Origin of the sequence: Streptomyces sp. NPDC055966, assembly GCF_042269865.1 — a bacterium.
In the GTDB taxonomy this organism is placed as follows: Bacteria; Actinomycetota; Actinomycetes; order Streptomycetales; family Streptomycetaceae; genus Streptomyces.
The window spans coordinates 14264-35492 of sequence record NZ_JBHJYK010000016.1; the positions used below are offsets into that span (position 1 = coordinate 14264).

The 21229-nt window shown below is 72.8% G+C and carries 20 protein-coding genes; 10 read left to right on the forward strand and 10 right to left on the reverse strand.

The genetic code is table 11. The annotated features are described in order from the left end of the window. Nucleotides 1-15 precede the first annotated feature (15 nt). Nucleotides 16-480: a MarR family transcriptional regulator gene (locus ACFC8N_RS30175; protein WP_362821728.1), complete on the forward strand. Its 465-nt coding sequence runs from the start codon at nucleotides 16-18 to the stop codon at nucleotides 478-480. Nucleotides 481-538: 58 nt separating this feature from the next. On the opposite strand, the gene ACFC8N_RS30180 is transcribed toward ACFC8N_RS30175, so the two are convergent. Together ACFC8N_RS30180 and ACFC8N_RS30185 are read right to left on the reverse strand one after the other, a co-directional pair. Beyond that, on the reverse strand, nucleotides 539-1591 hold the full coding sequence (locus ACFC8N_RS30180) for a DUF3048 domain-containing protein (RefSeq protein ID WP_356028258.1): 1053 nt from the start codon (nucleotides 1589-1591) through the stop codon (nucleotides 539-541). Nucleotides 1592-1832: 241 nt separating this feature from the next. Next, complete coding sequence (locus ACFC8N_RS30185) at nucleotides 1833-2894, reverse strand: ATP-dependent DNA ligase (RefSeq protein WP_376291312.1); 1062 nt, start codon at nucleotides 2892-2894, stop codon at nucleotides 1833-1835. Between the two features lie 103 nt (nucleotides 2895-2997). Here ACFC8N_RS30185 and ligD point away from each other — a divergent pair, with 103 nt between their 5' ends. The 3 genes from ligD (at nucleotide 2998) to ACFC8N_RS30200 (ending at nucleotide 6268) form a co-directional block, all read left to right on the forward strand. Further along, nucleotides 2998-4017: a non-homologous end-joining DNA ligase gene (gene ligD, locus ACFC8N_RS30190; RefSeq protein ID WP_362821731.1), complete on the forward strand. Its 1020-nt coding sequence runs from the start codon at nucleotides 2998-3000 to the stop codon at nucleotides 4015-4017. A gap of 73 nt (nucleotides 4018-4090) precedes the next feature. Continuing rightward, nucleotides 4091-5029 (forward strand): ornithine cyclodeaminase family protein, encoded by a 939-nt coding sequence (locus tag ACFC8N_RS30195; RefSeq protein WP_376291314.1) that lies wholly within the window; start codon nucleotides 4091-4093, stop codon nucleotides 5027-5029. A gap of 165 nt (nucleotides 5030-5194) precedes the next feature. Next, entirely contained in the window at nucleotides 5195-6268 is a 1074-nt protein-coding gene (locus ACFC8N_RS30200) for a LacI family DNA-binding transcriptional regulator (RefSeq protein WP_376291317.1), read from the forward strand. Between the two features lie 59 nt (nucleotides 6269-6327). On the opposite strand, the gene ACFC8N_RS30205 is transcribed toward ACFC8N_RS30200, so the two are convergent. Continuing rightward, the gene (locus ACFC8N_RS30205) at nucleotides 6328-7116 is read right to left on the reverse strand and encodes a VOC family protein (RefSeq protein ID WP_376291320.1); all 789 of its coding nucleotides are present in this window, start codon (nucleotides 7114-7116) and stop codon (nucleotides 6328-6330) included. 282 nt (nucleotides 7117-7398) lie between these two features. Here ACFC8N_RS30205 and ACFC8N_RS30210 point away from each other — a divergent pair, with 282 nt between their 5' ends. Next, a complete protein-coding gene (locus ACFC8N_RS30210; RefSeq protein ID WP_356028270.1) occupies nucleotides 7399-7644 on the forward strand; it encodes a WhiB family transcriptional regulator in 246 nt (81 codons plus the stop codon). 69 nt (nucleotides 7645-7713) lie between these two features. On the opposite strand, the gene ACFC8N_RS30215 is transcribed toward ACFC8N_RS30210, so the two are convergent. The 4 genes from ACFC8N_RS30215 to ACFC8N_RS30230 form a co-directional block, all read right to left on the reverse strand. Continuing rightward, the gene (locus ACFC8N_RS30215) at nucleotides 7714-8688 is read right to left on the reverse strand and encodes an acyl-ACP desaturase (RefSeq protein WP_356028273.1); all 975 of its coding nucleotides are present in this window, start codon (nucleotides 8686-8688) and stop codon (nucleotides 7714-7716) included. Between the two features lie 250 nt (nucleotides 8689-8938). Continuing rightward, complete coding sequence (ddaH, locus tag ACFC8N_RS30220) at nucleotides 8939-9715, reverse strand: dimethylargininase (protein ID WP_356028275.1); 777 nt, start codon at nucleotides 9713-9715, stop codon at nucleotides 8939-8941. Between the two features lie 159 nt (nucleotides 9716-9874). Continuing rightward, nucleotides 9875-11500: an ABC-F family ATP-binding cassette domain-containing protein gene (locus tag ACFC8N_RS30225; protein ID WP_376291324.1), complete on the reverse strand. Its 1626-nt coding sequence runs from the start codon at nucleotides 11498-11500 to the stop codon at nucleotides 9875-9877. 331 nt (nucleotides 11501-11831) lie between these two features. Next, nucleotides 11832-12248: an SsgA family sporulation/cell division regulator gene (locus ACFC8N_RS30230; RefSeq protein ID WP_356028279.1), complete on the reverse strand. Its 417-nt coding sequence runs from the start codon at nucleotides 12246-12248 to the stop codon at nucleotides 11832-11834. A gap of 210 nt (nucleotides 12249-12458) precedes the next feature. Here ACFC8N_RS30230 and ACFC8N_RS30235 point away from each other — a divergent pair, with 210 nt between their 5' ends. Further along, nucleotides 12459-13568: an oxidoreductase gene (locus tag ACFC8N_RS30235; protein ID WP_356028282.1), complete on the forward strand. Its 1110-nt coding sequence runs from the start codon at nucleotides 12459-12461 to the stop codon at nucleotides 13566-13568. Between the two features lie 13 nt (nucleotides 13569-13581). Here the strand turns inward: ACFC8N_RS30235 and ACFC8N_RS30240 are convergent, their stop codons facing one another. Beyond that, on the reverse strand, nucleotides 13582-13878 hold the full coding sequence (locus tag ACFC8N_RS30240) for a YciI family protein (protein ID WP_362821737.1): 297 nt from the start codon (nucleotides 13876-13878) through the stop codon (nucleotides 13582-13584). 60 nt (nucleotides 13879-13938) lie between these two features. Between ACFC8N_RS30240 and ACFC8N_RS30245 the strand changes: the two genes are divergently transcribed. Next, nucleotides 13939-14682 (forward strand): endonuclease V, encoded by a 744-nt coding sequence (locus ACFC8N_RS30245; RefSeq protein WP_376291327.1) that lies wholly within the window; start codon nucleotides 13939-13941, stop codon nucleotides 14680-14682. Here the strand turns inward: ACFC8N_RS30245 and ACFC8N_RS30250 are convergent. Continuing rightward, entirely contained in the window at nucleotides 14646-14834 is a 189-nt protein-coding gene (locus ACFC8N_RS30250; protein ID WP_356028288.1) for a hypothetical protein, read from the reverse strand. The two genes, ACFC8N_RS30245 and ACFC8N_RS30250, sit on opposite strands and share 37 nt — an antisense overlap. Nucleotides 14835-14952: 118 nt before the next feature. Then, nucleotides 14953-16158: a saccharopine dehydrogenase family protein gene (locus ACFC8N_RS30255; protein WP_376291330.1), complete on the reverse strand. Its 1206-nt coding sequence runs from the start codon at nucleotides 16156-16158 to the stop codon at nucleotides 14953-14955. 187 nt (nucleotides 16159-16345) lie between these two features. Between ACFC8N_RS30255 and ACFC8N_RS30260 the strand changes: the two genes are divergently transcribed. From ACFC8N_RS30260 to ACFC8N_RS30270, 3 genes are all read left to right on the forward strand, one after another. Beyond that, nucleotides 16346-17482: a CaiB/BaiF CoA transferase family protein gene (locus ACFC8N_RS30260; protein WP_376291332.1), complete on the forward strand. Its 1137-nt coding sequence runs from the start codon at nucleotides 16346-16348 to the stop codon at nucleotides 17480-17482. A gap of 64 nt (nucleotides 17483-17546) precedes the next feature. Next, nucleotides 17547-18761, forward strand: coding sequence for an acetyl-CoA C-acetyltransferase (locus ACFC8N_RS30265; RefSeq protein ID WP_356028296.1), 1215 nt, complete (start codon nucleotides 17547-17549; stop codon nucleotides 18759-18761). A 50-nt stretch (nucleotides 18762-18811) separates the two neighbouring features. Then, nucleotides 18812-20983 (forward strand): 3-hydroxyacyl-CoA dehydrogenase NAD-binding domain-containing protein, encoded by a 2172-nt coding sequence (locus ACFC8N_RS30270; protein WP_376291334.1) that lies wholly within the window; start codon nucleotides 18812-18814, stop codon nucleotides 20981-20983. The last annotated feature ends 246 nt before the right edge of the window (nucleotides 20984-21229 follow it).

Below are 21229 nucleotides of genomic sequence, written 5' to 3' on the forward strand. Positions count from 1 at the left end.
CCAGGGAGAGCGCGCATGGCTGCGGTGGATCTCACCACCCATCCCGGGCATCTGGCCCGGCGACTCCAGCAGGCCCACTATCTGCTGTGGAACACGATGGTCTCCGAGGAGATCACCTCGCCGCAGTTCGCGGTCATGAACGCGCTCGTCGCCGAGCCCGGACTCGACCAGCGGACCGTGGGGGAGCGGGTCGGGCTGGACCGCTCGACCATCGCCGAGGTCATCAGCCGGCTCACCCGCCGGGGACTGCTCACCAAGGTGCGCGACCCGCAGGACGGCCGGCGATTCCTGCTCGGCCTCACCGACGACGGGCTGCGCACCCACCGCAAGCTCACCGTGCGCACCGCCCGGATGAACCAGGTCTTCCTCGCGCCCCTGTCGCCCGAGGAGCAGACCGTGTTCTTCGATCTGCTGCGCAGGGTGGCGGACGCGGCGGAGGACCTGCGCCATCCGGCCGAGCCGGTGGCGGCGCAGGGCTGAACGCGCCTCCACCGGCGGTCACGGAGGTGTACGGCGGTTCACGGCGGCTGACAGCGACTCACGGCGCGGCGGCGAACACCACCCACACCTGGCCGGCGGCGAACGCCAGCGGCCCGCCGTCCGCCGCCGTGAACGTCGTACCGTCCGTCGCGGCCGGCCGCGACCAGGAGGCGTGGAAGGACCGTCCGTCGCGGAGCACCTCGGCCTCCCCCGAGCCGACCGTCTCCGTGTACGGCGTGTGGTTGCCGAGCTTGTCGTGGTAGCGCGAGGTGCGGATCCTGACGTACTGCACGACGACCGTGGCCGGCGCCACCGGTGTGCCGGCGGTCGTCACCGTCGTCCTGCCGTCCATCGCGACCAGCCAGCGGCCGCGCGCGGCGGACCAGGTGAAGGTGAAGCGGGCGGCCGGGTAGCGGACGGTGCGCGAGGCGGCGGGGACGCCGCCGGCCGCCGGAGCCGGGCCGTACCGGAAACCCGTCCCCAGGGCCACCGTGCCCGGAGCGGCCGCCAGCAGCCTGTGCGGACGGAGGTAGAGGTTGTGTGGCGCGCGCCTGCCGGGGCCCCGGTAGTAGGCGCCGGGAGCGTGGTCGGGCGACTGCGCCCGCAGCGGAGCGCGGCCGATCAGCGGCAGCAGCTTGTGCTGGGCGCCGGAGAAGGCGAGCGTCGGCCGGCCGAACTGGCGCAGCAGTTCGAGATCGGACTCACGGGCGCTGCGCACCGGTCCGACGGCCCTCGGCAGTCGGCTCGCGTACACCGCCATCAGGCGGCTCAGTCCGCCCTCCACCTGCTCCGCGTACACCACGTCCGCCTCGTCCAGCCCGGTCTGCGGGCGGGCCTCGGGCGCGTTGTCGATCTTCACGGCGAGCGGTGTGCCGGCCGGCGCGGCCGAGGACGCCGGTCCTCGTGACAGTGCGGCGGGTGGTGCGGGTACCGCCGACGTGTGCTGGGGTGCGCGGTCGTCGTCCCGGCCGCCGTGGGCGCAGCCCGCAGTGAGGGAGGACGTCAGGGCGACGGCCAGCCCGGCCGCCACCAGTACCACGCGCCGCGAGCGCGCTCCGCATCTCAGGCCCACCGTTGCCATCCCGTCCACATGGTCCGATCGTGTGCTCATCAGGTTGACGGGGGAGTGACCTGATCACGTGCGGGCGTGCCCGGTCGGTGGGCCGATCGGGCGCAGGGCGTGACCCGGGTGGGGGTGGCGCCCCGGCGCTGTGCCGGCCCGGGTTCGCCGTACGGCTCCGCCGCGGACCGCGAGGGACCGTGACGGATCGTGGGGGACCGCGAGGGTGCCGCGTAGGCGCCGGACGGCACTGGCGCGACGCCCGGGGAGGCACCCGCCGTCCGACCGGGCGTCAGCCCAGGATCTCCGCCAGGTCGTACCGCACCGGCTCCTCCAACTGCGCGTAGGTGCAGCTCTGCGGGGTGCGGTCCGGGCGCCAGCGGCGGAAGCGGGCCGTGTGCCGGAACCGCTGCCCGTTCTCCATGTGGTCGTAGGCCACCTCGGCGACCCGCTCCGGCCGCAGCGGCACCCAGGACAGGTCCTTCTTGCCGGACCAGCGGCTCGGTGCCCCCGGCAGCCGGGCCGTCTCGTGCGCGGACTCGTCCGACCAGGCCGCCCACGGGTGTCCGGTCGCGTCGTCCATGCGCAACGGCGCCAGTTCCTCGATCAGTTCGGCCCGTTTCCGCATGGCGAAGGCGGCCGAGACGCCCACGTGCTGGAGCCGGCCGTGCTCGTCGTACAGCCCGAGCAGCAGCGAGCCGACCACCGGCCCGCTCTTGTGGAAGCGGTACCCGGCCACGACGACATCGGCCGTCCGCTCGTGCTTGATCTTGAACATGGCCCGCTCGTCCGGGAGATAGCGCAGTGTGAGCGGCTTGGCGACGACCCCGTCCAGTCCGGCGCCCTCGTACTCCTCGAACCACCGCTCGGCCACCCGGAGGTCCGTCGTCGCGGGCGCCAGATGCACCGGCGGGGTCGACGCCGCGAGCGCCCGGTCCAGCAGGGCACGGCGGTCGGTCAGCGGCACGTCGAGCAGCGACTCGCTGTCCAGCGCGAGCAGGTCGAAGGCGACGAAGGAGGCCGGGGTCCTCTCGGCCAGCATCCGCACCCGGGAGTCCGCCGGGTGGATCCGCTCGGTCAGCGCGTCGAAGTCCAGCCGGCCGTTGCGCGCGATCACGATCTCCCCGTCGAGCACGCACCGCTTCGGCACCCGCTCCCGCAACGCCGCCACCAGCTCGGGAAAGTACCTGGTCAACGGCTTTCCGGTACGGCTGCCCAGCTCGATGTCGGACCCGTCACGGAACACGATGGCCCGGAACCCGTCCCACTTCGCCTCGTAGTGCATGCCCGGCGGGATCGTCGCCACCGACTTGGCGAGCATGGGCTTCACGGGCGGCATCACCGGCAGATCCATGCGTCCGATTCTGCTCGCATACGACGACGATCGCCCGCTGTCACCTACCTCGTCCCTCATATCCCGGTATGCGAGGCGTACGGGGTGCGCCTACCGTGGCCGCATGGGTGATGCGGTGGAACTGGAGGTGGCCGGCCGGACCGTACGGCTGTCCAGCCCGGGCAAGGTGTTCTTCCCCGAGCGCGGTTTCACCAAGCTGGACGTCGCGCGGTACTACGCCTCCGTCGGCCCCGGCATCCTGCGCGCCCTGCGCGACCGGCCCACCACCCTCCAGCGCTACCCGGACGGCGTCGACGGCGAGTGGTTCTACCAGAAGCGCGCGCCCAAGGGCATGCCCGACTGGATCCCGACCGCCCACATCACCTTCCCCAGCGGCCGCAGCGCCGACGAGATGTGCCCCACCGAGGAGGCCGCCGTGGTGTGGGCCGCCCAGTACGGCACGCTCACCTTCCACCCCTGGCCGGTGCGCCGCACCCATGTCGACCACCCCGACGAACTGCGCATCGACCTCGACCCGCAGCCCGGCACCGACTTCGACGACGCCGTCCGCGCCGCCCACGAACTCAGGGCCGTCCTGGAGGAGTTCGGCGGACTGCGCGGCTGGCCCAAGACCTCCGGCGGCCGCGGCCTGCACGTCTTCGTCCCCATCGAACCGCGCTGGACCTTCACCCAGGTGCGCCGTGCCGCCATCGCGGTCGGCCGGGAGATGGAGCGCCGGATGCCGGACCAGGTGACGATCAAGTGGTGGAAGGAGGAACGGGGCCGCCGTATCTTCCTGGACTACAACCAGACGGCCCGCGACCGCACCATCGCCTCCGCCTACTCGGTACGGCCCCGCCCGAACGCCCCGGTCTCGGCACCGCTGCGCTGGGCGGAGGTCGACGCGGTCCACCCGCGCGACTTCGACCTCGCCACCATGCCGGCCCGCTTCGCCGAACTCGGTGACGTACACGCCGACATGGACGAACATGCCTACTCCCTGGACGCCCTCCTGGAACTGGCCCGCCGCGACGAACACGACCACGGCCTGGGCGACCTGCCGTACCCGCCGGAATACCCGAAGATGCCGGGCGAACCGAAACGGGTCCAGCCGAGCCGGGCCCGGCGGGAGGGGACGTCGTGAGGGGAGTTCCGCCACTGATCACAGCATGCACGACGCCACTGACAACGGCCCCCGGCCGAGCGATCATGGCGGGATGACCCGTGTCCTGACCCGGAGCGACCTGCAGACCGTGCTGGAGCCGGAGGCCTGTCTCGCGGCCCTGCGCGACGGCTTCCGCGAGGCCGGCACCGTGCCCGTACCCGGCCGACGGGTCCGCAGCGACCTGCCGTTCCCCGGCACCGCCACCGCGCTCGTCCCCGGCCTGCTGCCCGGCGTCGATGCGTACACGGTGAAGGTGAACGCCAAGTTCCCCGGGGCCCGGCCCGCTCTGCGCGGGGTGGTCTGCCTGCACAGCGGCGCGGACGGCGAGTTGCTCGCGCTGCTGGACTCGGCGACCGTCACGGCCTGGCGGACCGGGCTGGCCGCCGCCCTCGGCACCGCGCTGCTGGCCCCGGCCGGCTACGACGTCCTCGGTGTGATCGGAGCGGGCGCCCAGGCCGAGTTGACGCTCCGTGGCCTGACGGGCGGGCGGCGGCCCCGGCGACTCGTCGTCCACGACACGGACGCCGAGCATGCCGCCGCGTTCGCCGCCCGGCACGGCGGCCGGGTGCTGGCCTCCGCCGGTGCGGTGGCCGAGGCGGCCGACGTCGTCCTGCTCGCGACCTGGTCCCGGACACCGCTGCTCGCCCTCGCGGACACCCGTCCCGGGCAGCACTTCACCAGTCTCGGCACCGACGAGCCCGGCAAGCGGGAGCTCGCCCCCGATCTGCTCGACGCCGCGCTGCTCGTGGTCGACGACGGCGAACTCGCCGCTTCCATGGGTGTGTTGACCGACCCCGGGCTCTTCCGGAGCACCGCCGACACCACCCTCACCGACGTTCTGCGCGCCGCCCACCCCGGGCGCACCTCGGGCGACCAGCGCACGGTGTACGCCCCGGTCGGGCTGCCCTGGCAGGATCTCGCCCTCTCCTGGCTCGCCTGGCGGGAGGCGGAACGCCGGGGCGTGGGGTCCACGATCGACCTGCTGGGCTGAGCCCGCGGTCCGGAAGGGGCGAGGCCGGGTCGCCGGGACGACGGTGTGGTCGGGGCATGGTGCCGGTGCCGGCCGATCCGTCCTGGCCGGGGCGTCGTCACGGCACCGGCGGCGGTGTCGTCTCGCGGTTATCCTGGCCGGCAGCAGCCGATGAGGAGTCCCGAAGTGACCGAGGCAGTGTCGCGCCCCACGCTGGAGGCCGTGGCCGCGCTGGCCGGTGTGTCCCGGGCCACCGTGTCGCGGGTGGTCAACGGCGGCGAGGGGGTGCGCGAGCCGCTGGCCGAGCGGGTCCGGCAGGCCGTGGCGGAGCTGGGTTACGTCCCCAACCGGGCGGCCCGCAGTCTCGTCACCCGGCGGCACGACGCCGTCGCGGTCGTCATCGCGGAGCCCGAGGCCCGGGTCTTCGCCGACCCCTTCTTCGCCCTCCAACTGCGCGGCATCAGCAAGGAACTGACCGCCCACGACAACCAACTGGTGCTGCTGCTGACCGAAGGCCGTGCCGACCACGCGCGCGTGGCCCGTTATCTCGCCGGCGGGCACGTCGACGGCGCGCTCGTCTTCTCGCTGCATCTCGACGACCCGCTGCCCGGTCTCATCCACGACGCCGGTGTGCCCACCGTGTTCGGCGGGCGGCCCGACTGGGGCGACGACCCCCGGGCAGGACGGAACACGGGCGTCGTCTACGTCGACTGCGACAACCGGGGCGGGGCCCGCGCCGCCGTACGCCATCTCGTGGACCTCGGCCGCCGGCGCATCGCGCATCTCACCGGTGCCCTGGACCAGACCTCGGCCGTGGACCGGCTCGACGGATACCGGGAGGTCATGGCCGGCGTACCGGGCGGGGCCGATGACCGGCTGGTCGTGGAGAGCGACTTCACCCCGGCCGGCGGGGAACGCGCGATGCGTGAACTGCTCGACCGGTGCCCGGACGTGGACGCCGTGTTCGCCGCCAACGACCTGACAGCGCTCGGCGCCCTGCGGGTGCTGCGCGCGAGCGGCCGGCGCGTGCCCGAGGACGTGGCCGTGATCGGCTTCGACGACATGCTGCCCGTCACCGAGCAGGCCGAGCCGCCGCTGACCACGGTCCGTCAGGACATCGAGGAGATGGGCCGCCTGATGGCCCGTCTGCTGCTGGACGGTCTGCCCGGCGGCCGCGACCGCGCCGCGGCGCGGGCGGACACGTCGCCCGACGGCGGCGTGATCCTCCCGACGACCTTGATCCGCCGCGCCTCCGCATAGCCACGGGCGGGCAGGGGCACGGCCGCGCAGGGGAGGGCGGCCTCGGTGCCGGCCGGGGCTCAGCCCGGCCGCGATGCGCTCCGGATCACCGCGAAGCGGGCGCCGTACGGGTCGGTGAGCCGGGCCATGCGGCCGACGCCTTCCAGAGTCGTCGCCGGCGTGCGTATCGCCCCGCCGAGCTGCTCTGCCCGGCCGGCCGTGGCGTCCGCGTCCTCGACCTCGAAGTACGGCAGCCAGTACGCCCCGCCCTCCGCAGCGCCGGTGTCGGCCGGCGCCGTGATCCCGCCGAACATCGCGTCCTCGTCGGCACCGGCCGGGTTGAGGCACGTGTACGTCCCGCCCGGGAGTGACACCGAGGAGGTCTCCAGGCCGAGCACCCGGTGGTAGAAGGCGGCGCCCGCCGCGACGTCCGGGGTGTACAGCTCGACCCAGCACAGCGACCCCGGCTCGCTCGCCACCTCGAAGCCCTTGGTCTGTCCGGGCTGCCAGATCCCGAACGGCACGCCCGCCTTGTCGGCCAGGATCGCCAGGTGCCCCTGGCCCATGACGTCCATGGGCGGGGCCAGCACACGGCCGTGCGCCTGCTCGGCCGCCGCGGCGGTGGCCTCGGCGTCCGCGCTCTGGAAGTACACCGTCCAGGCGGGCGGGCCCTGTCGCGGGTCGTTCGGCCCGAGGCCCGCCACGGTCCGGCCGGCCAGCTGGAAGAAGCCGTAGCCGCCGGCGTCCGGTCCCGCCGACCGGTACTCCCAGCCGAAGAGGCTGCCGTAGAAGGAGCGGGCGCCGTCGATGTCGGGGCTGCTGACATCGGCCCAGTTCGGAGCGCCGTCGGCGAAACGGGTGGTGAGCATCTTCGCCCTCCTCGGAAGGGTCCCGTCCTGTGCACTGCCGAGTCTGGCACCCGCCACTGACACTCGCCGCCGGAGCACCGCCTGAGCACCGCCGTGCGCCCGGGCGGCCCCCATGGTCACCCTGGGTGACCGGCTGCGTTCCCAGGGCATTGCGACACGCCCCGCGCGCCGCCGTGCATGTGCCTGGACCGGGGGCGCATGATCGGGGCGGCCGGAGGCCTTGACGGCACCGTTGAGCGGGCGTTGATCGAACGTTTTTCGCCGCCCGGCACGATCCTGGTCATGCACTTCGACACGATCACCCCGGCCGACGAGACGTGGCAGGCGCAGGCCCTGTGCGCCCAGACCGGGCCGGACTTCTTCTTCCCCGAGCCCGGCAGCTCGGTGCGCGAGGCGAAGCGCATCTGCGCCATGTGCGAGCTGCGCCCGGCCTGTCTGGACTACGCCCTGGCCCACGACGAGCGCTTCGGCGTCTGGGGCGGGCTCTCCGAGAAGGAGCGCCTCGCCCTGCGCCGCACCTCCGGCTGAGACCGGGCGGGCCGCCGGCCTCGCCGCCGGCGGCCGTTGCGTCCGGCGGCCGTTCCGGTTCGGCGGTCGTCAGCCCGCTGCGCGCGCCGCCATCCGGGCCTTGCGCGCGGCCAGCTTCTCGTCGAACTTGGTGGCCTCGGCGTTCAGGCCGCCCATGAACAGGCCCAGTTCCTCCTGCGCCTGGCGGCCCTCGGGGCCGAGGCCGTCGATCTCCATGACCTTCAGGAAGCGCAGCACCGGCTGGAGCACGTCGTCGTGGTGGATGCGCATGTTGTAGACCTCGCCGATGGCCATCTGCGCGGCGGCCCGCTCGAAGCCGGGGATGCCGTGGCCGGGCATGCGGAAGTTGACCACGACGTCCCGGACCGCCTGCATGGTCAGGTCGGGCGCCAGCTCGAAGGCGGACTTCAGCAAATTGCGGTAGAAGACCATGTGCAGGTTCTCGTCGGTCGCGATGCGGGCCAGCATGCGGTCGCAGACCGGGTCGCCGGACTGGTGGCCGGTGTTGCGGTGCGAGATCCGGGTGGCCAGCTCCTGGAAGGCGACGTAGGCGATCGAGTGCAGCATCGAGTGCCCGTTGTCGGACTCGAAGCCCTCGCTCATGTGCGCCATGCGGAACTGCTCCAGCTTGTCCGGGTCCACCGCGCGCGAGGCGAGCAGATAGTCGCGCATCACGATGCCGTGCCGGCCCTCCTCGGCCGTCCAGCGGTGCACCCAGGTGCCCCAGGCGCCGTCGCGGCCGAAGAGCGTGGCGATCTCGTGGTGGTAGCTCGGCAGGTTGTCCTCGGTGAGCAGGTTGACCACGAGGGCGGTCCGCCCGATCTCGGTCACCTTGGACTGCTCCTTGTCCCAGGCCTCGCCGTCCTCGAACAGGCCCGGGAAGTTACGGCCGTCGCTCCAGGGCACGTACTCGTGCGGCATCCAGTCCTTGGCGACCTGCAGATGCCGGTTCAGTTCCTGTTCGACCACTTCCTCCAGCGCGTACAGCAGCCGCGCGTCGGTCCAGGCGGACGGGCTGCCGAGGTGAGGGGAGGTGATCGTCACGGGAACTCCAGGGGGACGCCGAGCGCGAGCGGGTACGGGGGGACGGTCCGGCGAGCGGGGCCGGAAACCTACGAGATCGTAGGCTACGAAGCCGTAGGTTACGAAGCCGTAGGTTAAGTTCGCTGTAAAGATCGCTGATCAGCACCCCTGGCACGGGTATGCGACACGTCGTGCACAGGTCGCACCGGTATGCGAAACGGCCCTGGGAGGCGCAGGTCCCAGGGCCGTTCGAGTGCCGAGGTTCACCCGCTCAGGCGTACAACTCCCGCAGGCGTACCGAGAGGCAGGTCACACAGCCTTCCAGCTTCTCGAACTCGCTGATGTCCACCGTGACGACCTCGTGGCCGAGATCGGTCAGCAGCTCCGCCGTCTTCGGGGCGCTCGCCGCCATGAGCAGCTTGTGACCGCCGAGCAGTACCACGTGCGAGCCGGACTCCTCCGGCACCGACAGGAAGCCCGGGAACAGCGAGGGGCGGTCCAGCTTCGGGATGTGGCCGATCACCGTGCCGTCGGGCAGCGCGGTCACCGCCGACTTCAGGTGCAGCACCCGGCTCACGGGGACGGCCACCACGCGCGCGCCCAGCGGTTCGAAGGCGGCCCGCAGTTGCTGCACCCCGGCCGCGTTGGTGCGCCCGCCGCGGCCGACGTAGACGGTGTCGCCGACCTTGAGGACGTCACCGCCGTCCAGCGTGCCCGGCTCCCATATCCAGTTCACCGAGCAGCCGAGCCGGGCCACCGCCTCCTCGACGCCGACGGTCTCGATGCGCCGGGACTCGGCGCCCGGCCGGGTGATCAACGCCACGTTCTTGTACATGACGACGGTGTCCTCGACGAACACCGAGTCCGGGCAGTCGTCCTCCGGGTCGACCTCGACGGTCTCCCAGCCGTGCGTGCGCAGCGCCTCGACGTAGCCGTCCCACTGTTCCAGGGCGAGCCCCAGGTCGACCTTCTCCCGCTCGATATGCGTCACCAGGCCTTCGGCGAGGCGGGGGCTGGGGCGGCGGACGAGGGCCTTCTTGCTGGGCACGAGGGGCCTTTCGAATCGGTGGTGCGGATTCCGGCGCCGATCGCGGGACCGGTTTCAGCATCATGCAGCCCCCTCCCGCCAGGGCAAAACCCCCGTTGTCAGGCTGTGCCCCTCCTGAGACGTCGGGGCCGCGCGGGACCCGGGCACCGGGCCCCGCCGTCAGGCGGGGTACCCGATGTCCTCGGGGGTGATCTCCTTCAGTTCTCCCTCCTCCATCAGCAGCCAGCGGGTGATGCCGATCGACGCGAGGAACGGCATGTCGTGGCCGGCCACGAGCAGGGCGCCCTCGTACGACTCCAGGGCCGACGTCAGCTGCCGCACGCTCGCCATGTCGAGGTTGTTGGTCGGCTCGTCGAGCAGCAGCAGCTGGGGTGCCGGTTCGGCGAGCATCAGGGCCGCCAGCGTCGCCCGGAACCGCTCGCCGCCCGACAGGGTGGCCGCCTGCTGGTCGGCCCGCGCGCCCCGGAACAGGAAGCGGGCGAGCCGCGCCCGGACCCGGTTGTTGGTCGCGCCCGGCGCGAACCGGGCTACGTTCTCGGCGACGGTCAGCGTGTCGTCGAGCACGTCCAGCCGCTGGGGCAGGAAACGCATCGGCACGTGCACGCGTGCCTCGCCCGCCACCGGCGCCAGCTCCCCGGCCACGGTCCGCAACAGCGTCGTCTTCCCGGCGCCGTTGCGGCCGACGAGCGCGATCCGCTCCGGGCCGCGCAGATCGAGGATCCCCTTGACGCGCGCCCCGTGGGCCGGCTCCAGGTTCTCCAGGGTGAGCACCTGCCGGCCCGGCGGTACGGCCGTGTACGGCAGGTCGACGCGGATCTCGTCGTCGTCCCGTACCGCCTCCACCGCCTCGTCCAGCCGCTCCCGGGCCTCGGTGAGCCGCTCCTCGTGCATGATGCGGTGCTTGCCCGCCGAGACCTGGGCCGAGCGTTTCCTGAGCTTCATCACCACCCTGGGTTCGCGCTTGTTCTCGTACATCTTGTCGGCGTAACGCACCCGCTTCGCCAGCTTCGTGTGCGCTTCCACGAGTTCGCGTTTCTGCTTGCGCAGATCCGCCTCGGCCACGCGCACCATCCGCTCGGCGGCCTCCTGCTCCACGGCGAGGGCCTCCTCGTAGGCCGAGAAGTTCCCGCCGTACCAGGTGACCTCGCCGGAGCGCAGCTCCGCGATCTGGTCGACCAGGTCGAGCAGTTCCCGGTCGTGACTGACCACGACCAGGACGCCTGGCCACGCGGCGACGGCCTGGTACAGCCGGCGGCGCGCGTACAGGTCGAGGTTGTTGGTGGGTTCGTCCAGCAGCAGGACGTCGGGGCGGCGCAGCAGCAGCGCGGCCAGCCGCAGCAGCACCGACTCGCCCCCGGAGATCTCGCCGACGGTGCGGTCCAGGCCGATGTGGCCGAGTCCGAGTTCGCCGAGCGTGACCAGGGCGCGTTCCTCGACGTCCCAGTCGTCGCCGACCGTCTCGAAGTGCTCCTCGGCGACGTCGCCCGCCTCGATGGCGTGCAACGCGGTCCGCTGGGCGGCGATGCCGAGGACCTGGTCGACGCGGAGCGCGGTGTCGAGGGTGACGTTCTGCGGGAGGTGGCCGACCTCGCCGGCCACCCTGATGCTGCCGTCGGTCGGGGTGAGCTCCCCGGCCAGCAGCTTCAACAGGGTCGACTTGCCTGATCCGTTGACGCCGACGAGCCCGGTCCGGCCGGGGCCGAAGGCGACGTCGAGGCCGTCGAGGACGGCGGTGCCGTCGGGCCAGGCGAAGGTCAGGGACGTGCAGGTGAGGGAAGATGACATGGAGGCCTCGCGATGAAGTGCGTGCGGTCGGGTGGACGCATCTGGAGACACCGCGAGGCGGAAACCGAAGGGTCTGGGGCACGAGGAGGCCATGAAAAAGGGCCTGTGCCACAAGGACGGCTCGGACGCCGAGGTCGTACGCCGCGCACACCTCACCGGTGCGACGCGGTGCCTCAGGACCTCAGACGAGCAACGTCCTTCTCCAATCGACGGCAACAGGACCGGTGCAAACGCTAGGAGGGGCGCAGGCGACTGTCAACGCAATTAATCAGCGGTGGCCCCGCCCCGGGGCGTGCGAGGGCCCGACCCCTCGTTCACGCGCGCGTGGTGGTCAGCAGGCGTCCCGCATCAGTTCGGCCAGGTCGTGGTCCAGGTCGAGCTGCAGGTGTTCGAGGCCGACCGGCACCAGCTCACCGGCCGCCGCCAGGAAACGGCGGATCTCGCCCGAGCGCACGTGCACGATCGCGGTGCCCTCGGGGGCGTGGAACTCCAGCACCGTGCGGTCGTATCCGTACGGGCGGACCCGGACGTCCCCCTGGCCCTCGGGGCCCTGCATCCCGGAGACCAGCAGCTCGCGGGAGAAGGTCCAGCGCACCTCGACGCCTTCCAGGGTGGCCGGGGCCGGGAAGGTCATGACGACGGCGAACGGGTCGCGGCGGTCGTAGCGCAGCGTGGCGGGAATGCTCGGCATGCGCGGTGCGGCGGCGACGAGGCGGGCCTCTACGGGCTGCTCGATGACGGTGGACAACGCCTTGCTCCCTCGTGACGGCTGGACTACGGCCGGGTGTGCGACCCCTGGCACTGGGAGAGACGTCCGATCCGGCCCATGCGTGCACACGGAGCACGAGTGACCTCGGTCACCGCGTCCACACCTGGCCGGATTTCGGCCGTTCGCCTCGTGATGAGAGGCAGTTGGTCCCCTGGACGGCGGCGGTCCGGTGGGCTAGCTTCGCCCGCCATGAGGCGTTCGGGGAACACGCGACGCAGGGGACGGACGGGCCGACTGGTGGCGGCGGGGGTGGCGTGCGGGGCGGCGCTGGCCGCGCTGACCGTCCCGGCGGCCGAGGCCCGGACTCTTGGGCCGGGCGGCGGGGGAGTGCACTGGGCGGCGAAGGACACCGGGACCCCGCAGGTCCGCTTCCGGGGGCTCGCGGCCGTCGACCGGCACACCGCCTGGCTGGCGGGCACCGGCGGCACGGTGCTGCGCACCACGGACGGCGGATCGAGCTGGCGGAACGTCTCTCCGCCGGGGGCGGGCGACCTTCAGTTCCGGGACGTGGAGGCGTTCGACGCGCGGCACGCGGTGGTGCTGGCCATCGGCGAGGGCGAGGCCTCCCGTGTCTACCGCACCGACGACGGCGGCACGACCTGGGCCGAGTCGTTCCGCAACACCGACCCGAACGCCTTCTACGACTGCCTGGCCTTCTTCGACCGCCGCCACGGCCTCGCCATGGGCGACCCGGTGGACGGGAAGTTCCGCATCCTGTCCACGAGCGACGGCGGCCGTTCCTGGCGGGTACTGCCCACCGGGGGCATGCCGCCCGCCCTGGACGGCGAGGCCGGCTTCGCCGCGAGCGGGCAGTGCCTGGTCACCTCCGGTGCCAAGGACGTCTGGCTGGCCACCGGGGGCGGGGCCCACGCGCGCGTGCTGCACTCCGCCGACCGCGGACTGACCTGGACGGCGGCCGAGGCACCCGTACCGGCCGGCGATCCGGCCAAGGGCGTCTTCGCGCTCGCGTTCCGCGACCGCACCCACGGCCTCGCCGTCGGCGGCGACTACCGCCCCGGCCGGCCCTCGCCGTACGCCGCGGCCGTCACCGCCGACGGGGGCCGCACCTGGACCCCGGCCGCCACGCCCCCGCCGGACTACCGCTCCGGCGCCGCCTGGCTGCCGTACAGCCGCAGCGCCGCCCTCGCCGTCGGCCCCACCGGCACCGACCTGACGACCGACGGCGGCCGCACCTGGCGGACCATCGACACCGGCTCGTACGACACCGTCTCCTGCACGCCCGACCTGAGTTGCTGGGCGGCCGGCGAACAGGGCCGGGCGGCCCGGCTGGAGCGCTGAGCGCGGTGCCGGGTCAGCCGGGCGTCTCGCGGTACGGCTCCAGCTCGGGGGCGGTCTTCGTGGCCGTGAACTCCGTGACGCGGTACGTGCACACGCCGCCGACGGCGAACGGGTCGCGCGCGACGGCCGCCTCGATCAGGGCGCGGTCCTGCGCGACGGCCAGGATCACCCCGCCGTCCCGGGGGTTCTTGCGCCCGGAGGCGAGGAAGAGGCCCTTGGCGTACTGCTCCTCCAGCCAGGCCACATGGTCGGGGAGCAGGGCGTCGACGGCGTCGAGCGGTGCGGTGTAGGTCAGCTCCAGTACGAACATGATCACGAGGCTACCCCCGGGGTCCGACAGCCGGCCCCGGGCCGTACAGTTCTGCTCACCATGACGACCGTAGGCGTACCCGCGGGCTGGCCCGCGACCGAGGAAGAGGCCCGCGCCGTACAGGACGAGTTGCGCGGGCGGGTGGTGCGGGACGAGCCCGGACCGCCGCCCGCGCGGGGCCACGTCACCGGGGTCGACGTCGCCTACGACGACGGCCTCGACCTCGTCGCGGCGGCGGCCGTCGTACTGGACGCCGCCACCCTGGAGGTGGTGGCCGAGGCGACGGCCGTGGGCCGGGTGTCCTTCCCCTACGTGCCCGGGCTGCTCGCCTTCCGGGAGATCCCCACCGTGCTGGCCGCCCTGGACCGGCTGCCGTGCCCGCCCGGCCTCGTGGTGTGCGACGGCTACGGTCTGGCCCATCCGCGCCGCTTCGGCCTCGCCAGCCATCTCGGCGTGCTCACCGGCCTGCCGGTCGTCGGTGTCGCCAAGAACCCGTTCACCTTCACGTACGACGAACCGGGCCCCGCGCGGGGCGCGTCCGCCGCGCTGCTCGCGGGGACCGAGGAGGTCGGGCGCGCCCTGCGCACCCGGGACGGCGTCAAACCGGTCTTCGTCTCGGTCGGCCACCGGGTGAGCCTGGACAACGCCGTGGCCCACACGCTGGCCCTGACCCCGTGCTACCGGCTGCCCGAGACCACGCGCCGGGCGGACGCCCTGTGCCGCCTCGCGCTGCGGGAGGCGGCACAGGGGGCGGTGCCGGGCGACGTTCAGGAGCCGGCGACGCGCCAGGCGCCGACCTCCTGATACGCCGAGTCGTACACGGCCGAGCCGTCGCCCGGTTCGAGGGCGTAGTGGTGCAGATTGCCGCCCCAGTAGCGCAGGATCCGTCCCAGTTCACGGGCCCGGTCCTGCGCCGACGCGCCCTCGTCCACGGTCACTTCGAGCACGAACTTCACGCTCTCCTCGCCTCCTTGCGGCTGCCGCCTGTCCGGGCTTCCATCGTGTCATTGAGGGACCCAGTGAGACTTTTGGACGCGGGGGAGCAGAGGGGCGGGGCACCATCGCGGCAAAGTCTCAAATTGCAGGGGCGGCAGCGAGTGACTGTCCGGCGGCCGCCACCCGGAAGGTGATCCCGGCGGCACGCAGCCGCCCGGTGAGGGCGTCGCCCATCGCCTGTGCCGTGGTGACCTGCCCGGCGGTCGGCGGCAGGTCGTCGAAGGCCAGGCACAGGGCCGCCTCGGCGAACATCTTCGCCGTCTCGTCGTAGCCGGGGTCGCCGCCCGCGACCTCCGTGCACACCCGTCGGCCGCCGCCCTCGCCGACGAAACGCACCGAGAACCGGCTCCTCGCCCGCTTCTCCGCGCTCGGCCCCTCGCCCGGCTTCAGCCGGTCCGACAACCAGCGCCGCGCGGGCGGCAGCTGGGCCGCCGCCGCGACCGCGCCGACGGCGGCGATCCCGCCGAGGGCCACCGGCAGACGGCGTACCGCCGCGTAGTGCCGGTAGCGGAAGTCCGGGCCGTAGCGCTCCAGCGCCCGCGCCGAGCGGAGCACGATCTGCGGGTCGACGGTCGGCAGGGGCAGGGCCCACGCGCCGACCTCCCCGGCGAAGCGCGGCGCGCCCGCCGGCGCCGTGACCCGGCGCCCCGGCAGCCGCGGCTCGTGCCGCCCCCGGTCCCGCGCGGCGGCCAGCATTTGCCGGCCTCGGGCCATCTGGTTCAGTGCCGAGGCCAGGGTGCCGCCGGAGAAGGCCGCGTCGGCGCTCACGTACCCGTCCACCCGCAGCGGCACCCCCTCCGGGAGCTGCCGGACCGTGAAGTACGCGCCCAGGTCGTGGGGTACGGAGTCGAAGCCGCAGGCGTGCACCAGGCGGGCGCCCGTCTCACGCGCGCGTGCGTCGTGCCGGACGTACATCAGGTCGATGAACTCCGGCTCGCCGGTCAGGTCCAGATAGTCGGTACCGGTGTCGGCACAGGCGGCGACCAGCTCCTGGCCGTACAGCACGTAGGGCCCGACGGTCGTGGCCACCACGCGCGCGTGCTCGGCGAGGGCACGCAGCGTGGCCGGTTCGGCCACGTCGGCCCGCAGTACGCCGATGTCCGTTCCACCGGGCAGCCGTTCGCGCAGCCGCTCCAGCTTCCGCTCGTCGCGGCCGGCGACCGCCCAGCGCAGGTCGTTGGGCGCGTGCGCGGCGAGGTACTCCGCGGTGAGGGCGCCGACGAAGCCGGTGGCTCCGAACAGCACGAGGTCGTAGGGACGATCCGTCCTTTTCATCCTGCTCATGACACCCCTTGGTCGTGCGGTCCGCGCCGCTGTCGGTGGCTGAGGCTAGCGTGAGTCGTGCGCACGCCGACGACCGGCCGGGCACTTGGCTAAGCGCTTGCTCGTTCAGGTCTTGTGTCGGATGGAACGCGTTCTTAGCATCACAGGTGTTACATCAGTTGTGTCACACACGCTTGGGGGCTGGACCATGACGACGGCAGCGAAGCCGGGGCAGGGCCCGCTCTCCGGCGTGCGCGTGGTCGAGCTGGCCGGCATCGGCCCGGGCCCGTTCGCCGCCATGCTCCTGGCCGACCTGGGCGCGGACGTCGTCCGGGTGGACCGGCCGGGCGGCCCCGGTCTCGCGATCGACCCCGCGTACGACGTCACGAACCGCAACAAGCGCTCGATCATGGTCGACCTGAAGGCCCCGGACGGCCCCGCGCGCGTGCTGGACCTCGCCGAGCGGGCCGACATCCTCGTCGAGGGATACCGCCCCGGTGTCGCCGAGCGGCTCGGCGTCGGCCCCGAGCAGTGCCACGCCCGCAACCCCCGCCTGGTCTACGGCCGGATGACCGGCTGGGGCCAGGACGGCCCGCTCGCCCACCGCGCGGGCCACGACGTGGCCTACATCGCGCTCACCGGCACCCTCGGCATGATCGGCCGCCCGGACGAGCCCCCGGCCGTCCCCGCCAACCTCCTCGGGGACTACGCGGGCGGCTCCCTCTACCTGGTGGTCGGCGTCCTCGCCGCCCTGCACCACGCGCGCGCGACCGGCACCGGACAGGTCGTCGACGCCGCCATCGTCGACGGCACGGCCCACCTGTCGGCGATGATCCACGGCATGCTCGCGGCCGGCGGCTGGCAGGACCGGCGCGCCGCCAACCTCCTCGACGGCGGCTGCCCCTACTACGGCACCTACGAGACCGCCGACGGCAAGCACATGGCCGTCGGCGCCCTGGAGGGCCGGTTCTACGAGGAGTTCCTGCGCCTGCTCGGCCTGGCGGACCTGGCCGACGCCCGCAAGGACTGGACCCGCTGGGGCGAACTGCGCGAGCGGATCGCCGCCCGCTTCAAGTCCCGCACCCGCGAGGAGTGGACGGCCGTCTTCGAGGACACGGACGCGTGCGTGGCGCCCGTGCTGTCCCTGCGCGAGGCCCCGCACCACCCGCACCTCGCCGCCCGCGGCACCTTCACCGACCACGGCGGCATCACCCAGCCCGCCCCCGCCCCCCGGTTCTCGGCGACGCCCACCACCGTCCGTACCGGCCCGGCCCTGCCCGGCGCGGACACCGGGACGGTGGTGCGGGAATGGGGGATACCGGCGACGGCGCACGACGACGCGTGAACGACGACCCGGTCGCGGGCGGCGACCGACCCCGCTCGGCCCATCCTTTCCGAAAGGCACATCAGTGAGCACCGAAGCGTACGTGTACGACGCGATCCGCACCCCGCGCGGCCGCGGCAAGGCGAACGGCGCCCTGCACGGCACGAAGCCCATCGACCTGGTCGTCGGACTCATCCACGAGATCCGCGCCCGCTTCCCCGGACTCGACCCGGCCGCCGTCGACGACATCGTCCTCGGCGTCGTCGGACCGGTCGGCGACCAGGGGTCCGACATCGCCCGGATCGCCGCGATCGCCGCCGGACTGCCGGACACGGTCGCGGGCGTGCAGGAGAACCGCTTCTGTGCCTCGGGCCTGGAGGCCGTCAACCTGGCCGCCGCCAAGGTCCGTTCGGGCTGGGAGGACCTGGTCCTCGCGGGCGGCGTGGAGTCGATGTCCCGCGTGCCGATGGCCTCCGACGGCGGCGCCTGGTTCAACGACCCGATGACCAACCTCGCCGTCAACTTCGTGCCCCAGGGCATCGGCGCCGACCTCATCGCCACCATCGAGGGCTTCTCACGCCGCGACGTCGACGAGTACGCGGCGCTGTCCCAGGAGCGCGCGGTCACGGCCTGGAAGGAGGGCCGCTTCGACCGTTCCGTGGTCCCCGTCAAGGACCGCAGCGGCCTGGTCGTCCTCGACCGCGACGAGCACCCGCGCCCCGGCACCACCGCCGACTCCCTCGCGAAGCTCAAGCCGTCGTTCGCGGACATCGGCGAACTGGGCGGCTTCGACGCCGTCGCGCTCCAGAAGTACCACTGGGTGGAGAAGATCGACCACGTCCACCACGCGGGCAACTCCTCCGGCATCGTGGACGGCGCCTCGCTCGTCGCCATCGGCTCCCAGGCGGTCGGCGAGCGCTACGGCCTCACCCCGCGCGCGCGGATCGTCTCCGCGGCCGTCTCCGGCTCCGAGCCCACCATCATGCTCACCGGTCCCGCCCCCGCCACCCGCAAGGCGCTCGCCAAGGCCGGCCTCACCATCGACGACATCGACCTGGTCGAGATCAACGAGGCGTTCGCCGCGGTCGTGCTGCGCTTCGTCAAGGACATGGGCCTCTCCCTCGACAAGGTCAACGTCAACGGCGGCGCCATCGCGCTGGGCCACCCGCTCGGCGCGACCGGCGCGATGATCCTCGGCAGCCTCGTGGACGAACTGGAGCGCCAGGACAAGCGCTACGGCCTCGCCACCCTGTGCGTCGGCGGCGGCATGGGCATCGCCACCGTCGTCGAGCGCATCTGAACTCCCCGCGGAACCACGAGACTTCAGAGACTTCAACGGAGACGACTGTCATGACCGAGAGCACCACCATCCGCTGGGAGCAGGACGACACCGGTGTCGTCACCCTCGTCCTGGACGACCCGAACCAGTCCGCGAACACCATGAACCAGGCGTTCCGTGCCTCCATCACGGCGATTGCCGACCGCGCGGAGGCCGAGAAGGACTCCATCCGCGGCGTCATCTACACCTCCGCCAAGAAGACCTTCTTCGCGGGCGGCGACCTCAAGGACATGATCAAGGCCGGTCCCGAGGACGCCCAGCAGGTCTTCGACAGCGCGACCGAGATCAAGAACGCGCTGCGCCGCATCGAGACCCTCGGCAAGCCGGTCGTCGCCGCCATCAACGGCGCGGCCCTCGGCGGCGGTTACGAGATCGCGCTCGCCTCCCACCACCGCATCGCCCTCGACGCCCCCGGCTCCAAGATCGGCCTGCCCGAGGTCACCCTCGGCCTGCTGCCCGCGGGCGGCGGCGTCACCCGCACCGTGCGCCTGATGGGCATCACGGACGCCCTGCTGAAGGTGCTGCTCCAGGGCACGCAGTACAACCCGCGCCGCGCCCAGGAGAACGGCCTGGTCCACGAGGTGGCCGCCACCCCGGAGGAGATGCTGGCCAAGGCCCGCGCCTTCATCGACGCGCACCCCGAGTCGCACCAGCCCTGGGACGTCCCCGGCTACCGGATCCCCGGCGGCACCCCCGCGAACCCGAAGTTCGCCGCCAACCTGCCCGCCTTCCCGGCCAACCTACGCAAGCAGACGGCCGGCGCGCCCTACCCGGCCCCGCGCAACATCATGGCCGCCGCCGTCGAGGGCTCCCAGGTCGACTTCGAGACCGCGATCACCATCGAGACCCGCTACTTCACCGAGCTGGTCACCGGCCAGACCGCGAAGAACATGATCCAGGCGTTCTTCTTCGACCTCCAGGCCGTCAACTCCGGCGCCAACCGCCCGAAGGGCGTCGAGTCCCGCACGGTCCGCAAGGTCGCCGTCCTCGGCGCCGGCATGATGGGCGCCGGCATCGCCTACTCCTGTGCCCGCGCGGGCATCGACGTCGTCCTGAAGGACGTCTCGGCGGAGGCCGCCGCCAAGGGCAAGGCCTACTCCGAGAAGCTGTGCGCCAAGGCCGTCGCCAAGGGCCGTACCAGCCAGGAGAAGGCGGACGCGCTGCTCGCCCGGATCACCCCGACCGGCGAGGCGGCCGACCTCGCGGGCTGCGACGCGGTGATCGAGGCCGTCTTCGAGGACACCGCGCTCAAGCACAAGGTGTTCCAGGAGATCGAGCCCGTCGTCGCCCCCGACGCACTGCTCTGCTCCAACACCTCCACCCTGCCCATCACCACCCTCGCCGAGGGCGTGGAGCGCCAGGCCGACTTCATCGGGCTGCACTTCTTCTCGCCGGTCGACAAGATGCCGCTGATCGAGATCATCAAGGGCGAGCGCACCGGCGACGAGGCCCTCGCCCGGGCCTTCGACCTGGTCCGGCAGATCAACAAGACACCGATCGTGGTCAACGACTCGCGTGGCTTCTTCACCTCGCGGGTGATCGGCCACTTCATCAACGAGGGCGTCGCCATGGTCGGCGAGGGCGTCGAGCCCGCCTCCGTCGAGCAGGCCGCCGCCCAGGCCGGCTACCCCGCCAAGGTGCTCTCGCTGATGGACGAGCTGACCCTCACCCTGCCGCGCAAGATCCGGAACGAGACGAAGCGGGCCGTGGAGGAGTCCGGCGGCACCTGGACCGCGCACCCGGCGGAGGCGGTCATCGACCGCATGGTCGACGAGTTCGGCCGCCCCGGACGCAGCGGCGGCGCCGGCTTCTACGACTACACCGAGGACGGCGGGCGCGCGGGGCTGTGGCCCGGCCTGCGCGAGCACTTCACGAAGCCCGGGCACGAGATCCCGTTCCGGGACATGCAGGAGCGGATGCTCTTCGCCGAGGCGCTCGACACCGTCCGGCTCCTGGAGGAGGGCGTCCTGACCTCGGTCGCCGACGCCAACATCGGCTCCATCCTCGGCATCGGCTTCCCCGGCTGGACCGGCGGTGTGCTCCAGTACATCAACGGCTACGACGGGGGCCTGCCCGGCTTCGTCACCCGCGCGCGGGAACTCGCCGAGACCTACGGCGACCGCTTCACCCCGCCCGCACTGCTCGTGGAAAAGGCGGACAAGGGGCAACGCTTCACCGACTGACCCCCGCCGCGGTCCGAACCCCGGCCCCAACGGGCGGCCGGGTCCCGACTGCCGGGACTCCGGCGGCCTGGGTTCCGGCTGTCTGGATTCCGGTGGTCCGGACTTCGGTGGCCTGGACTTCGACCGCCTGGACTCCAGCCGCCCGGGCCTCGGTCCGCCGAGTCTGGATCGGCCGGAGCCCCGGGGCCTGGATCGGCCGGAGCACGGATTGGCCCGAGCACGGATTGGCCCGAGCGCGGATTGGCC

Coding starts and splice junctions, on each gene's coding strand:
- ACFC8N_RS30175 (WP_362821728.1), top strand. CDS start 16: ATGGCTGCGGTGGATCTCACCACCCATCCCGGGCATCTGGCCCGGCGA.
- ACFC8N_RS30180 (WP_356028258.1), bottom strand. CDS start 1,591: ATGAGCACACGATCGGACCATGTGGACGGGATGGCAACGGTGGGCCTG.
- ACFC8N_RS30185 (WP_376291312.1), bottom strand. CDS start 2,894: ATGGATCTGCCGGTGATGCCGCCCGTGAAGCCCATGCTCGCCAAGTCG.
- ligD (WP_362821731.1), top strand. CDS start 2,998: ATGGGTGATGCGGTGGAACTGGAGGTGGCCGGCCGGACCGTACGGCTG.
- ACFC8N_RS30195 (WP_376291314.1), top strand. CDS start 4,091: ATGACCCGTGTCCTGACCCGGAGCGACCTGCAGACCGTGCTGGAGCCG.
- ACFC8N_RS30205 (WP_376291320.1), bottom strand. CDS start 7,116: ATGCTCACCACCCGTTTCGCCGACGGCGCTCCGAACTGGGCCGATGTC.
- ACFC8N_RS30210 (WP_356028270.1), top strand. CDS start 7,399: ATGCACTTCGACACGATCACCCCGGCCGACGAGACGTGGCAGGCGCAG.
- ACFC8N_RS30225 (WP_376291324.1), bottom strand. CDS start 11,500: ATGTCATCTTCCCTCACCTGCACGTCCCTGACCTTCGCCTGGCCCGAC.
- ACFC8N_RS30235 (WP_356028282.1), top strand. CDS start 12,459: ATGAGGCGTTCGGGGAACACGCGACGCAGGGGACGGACGGGCCGACTG.
- ACFC8N_RS30240 (WP_362821737.1), bottom strand. CDS start 13,878: ATGTTCGTACTGGAGCTGACCTACACCGCACCGCTCGACGCCGTCGAC.
- ACFC8N_RS30245 (WP_376291327.1), top strand. CDS start 13,939: ATGACGACCGTAGGCGTACCCGCGGGCTGGCCCGCGACCGAGGAAGAG.
- ACFC8N_RS30255 (WP_376291330.1), bottom strand. CDS start 16,158: ATGAGCAGGATGAAAAGGACGGATCGTCCCTACGACCTCGTGCTGTTC.
- ACFC8N_RS30260 (WP_376291332.1), top strand. CDS start 16,346: ATGACGACGGCAGCGAAGCCGGGGCAGGGCCCGCTCTCCGGCGTGCGC.
- ACFC8N_RS30270 (WP_376291334.1), top strand. CDS start 18,812: ATGACCGAGAGCACCACCATCCGCTGGGAGCAGGACGACACCGGTGTC.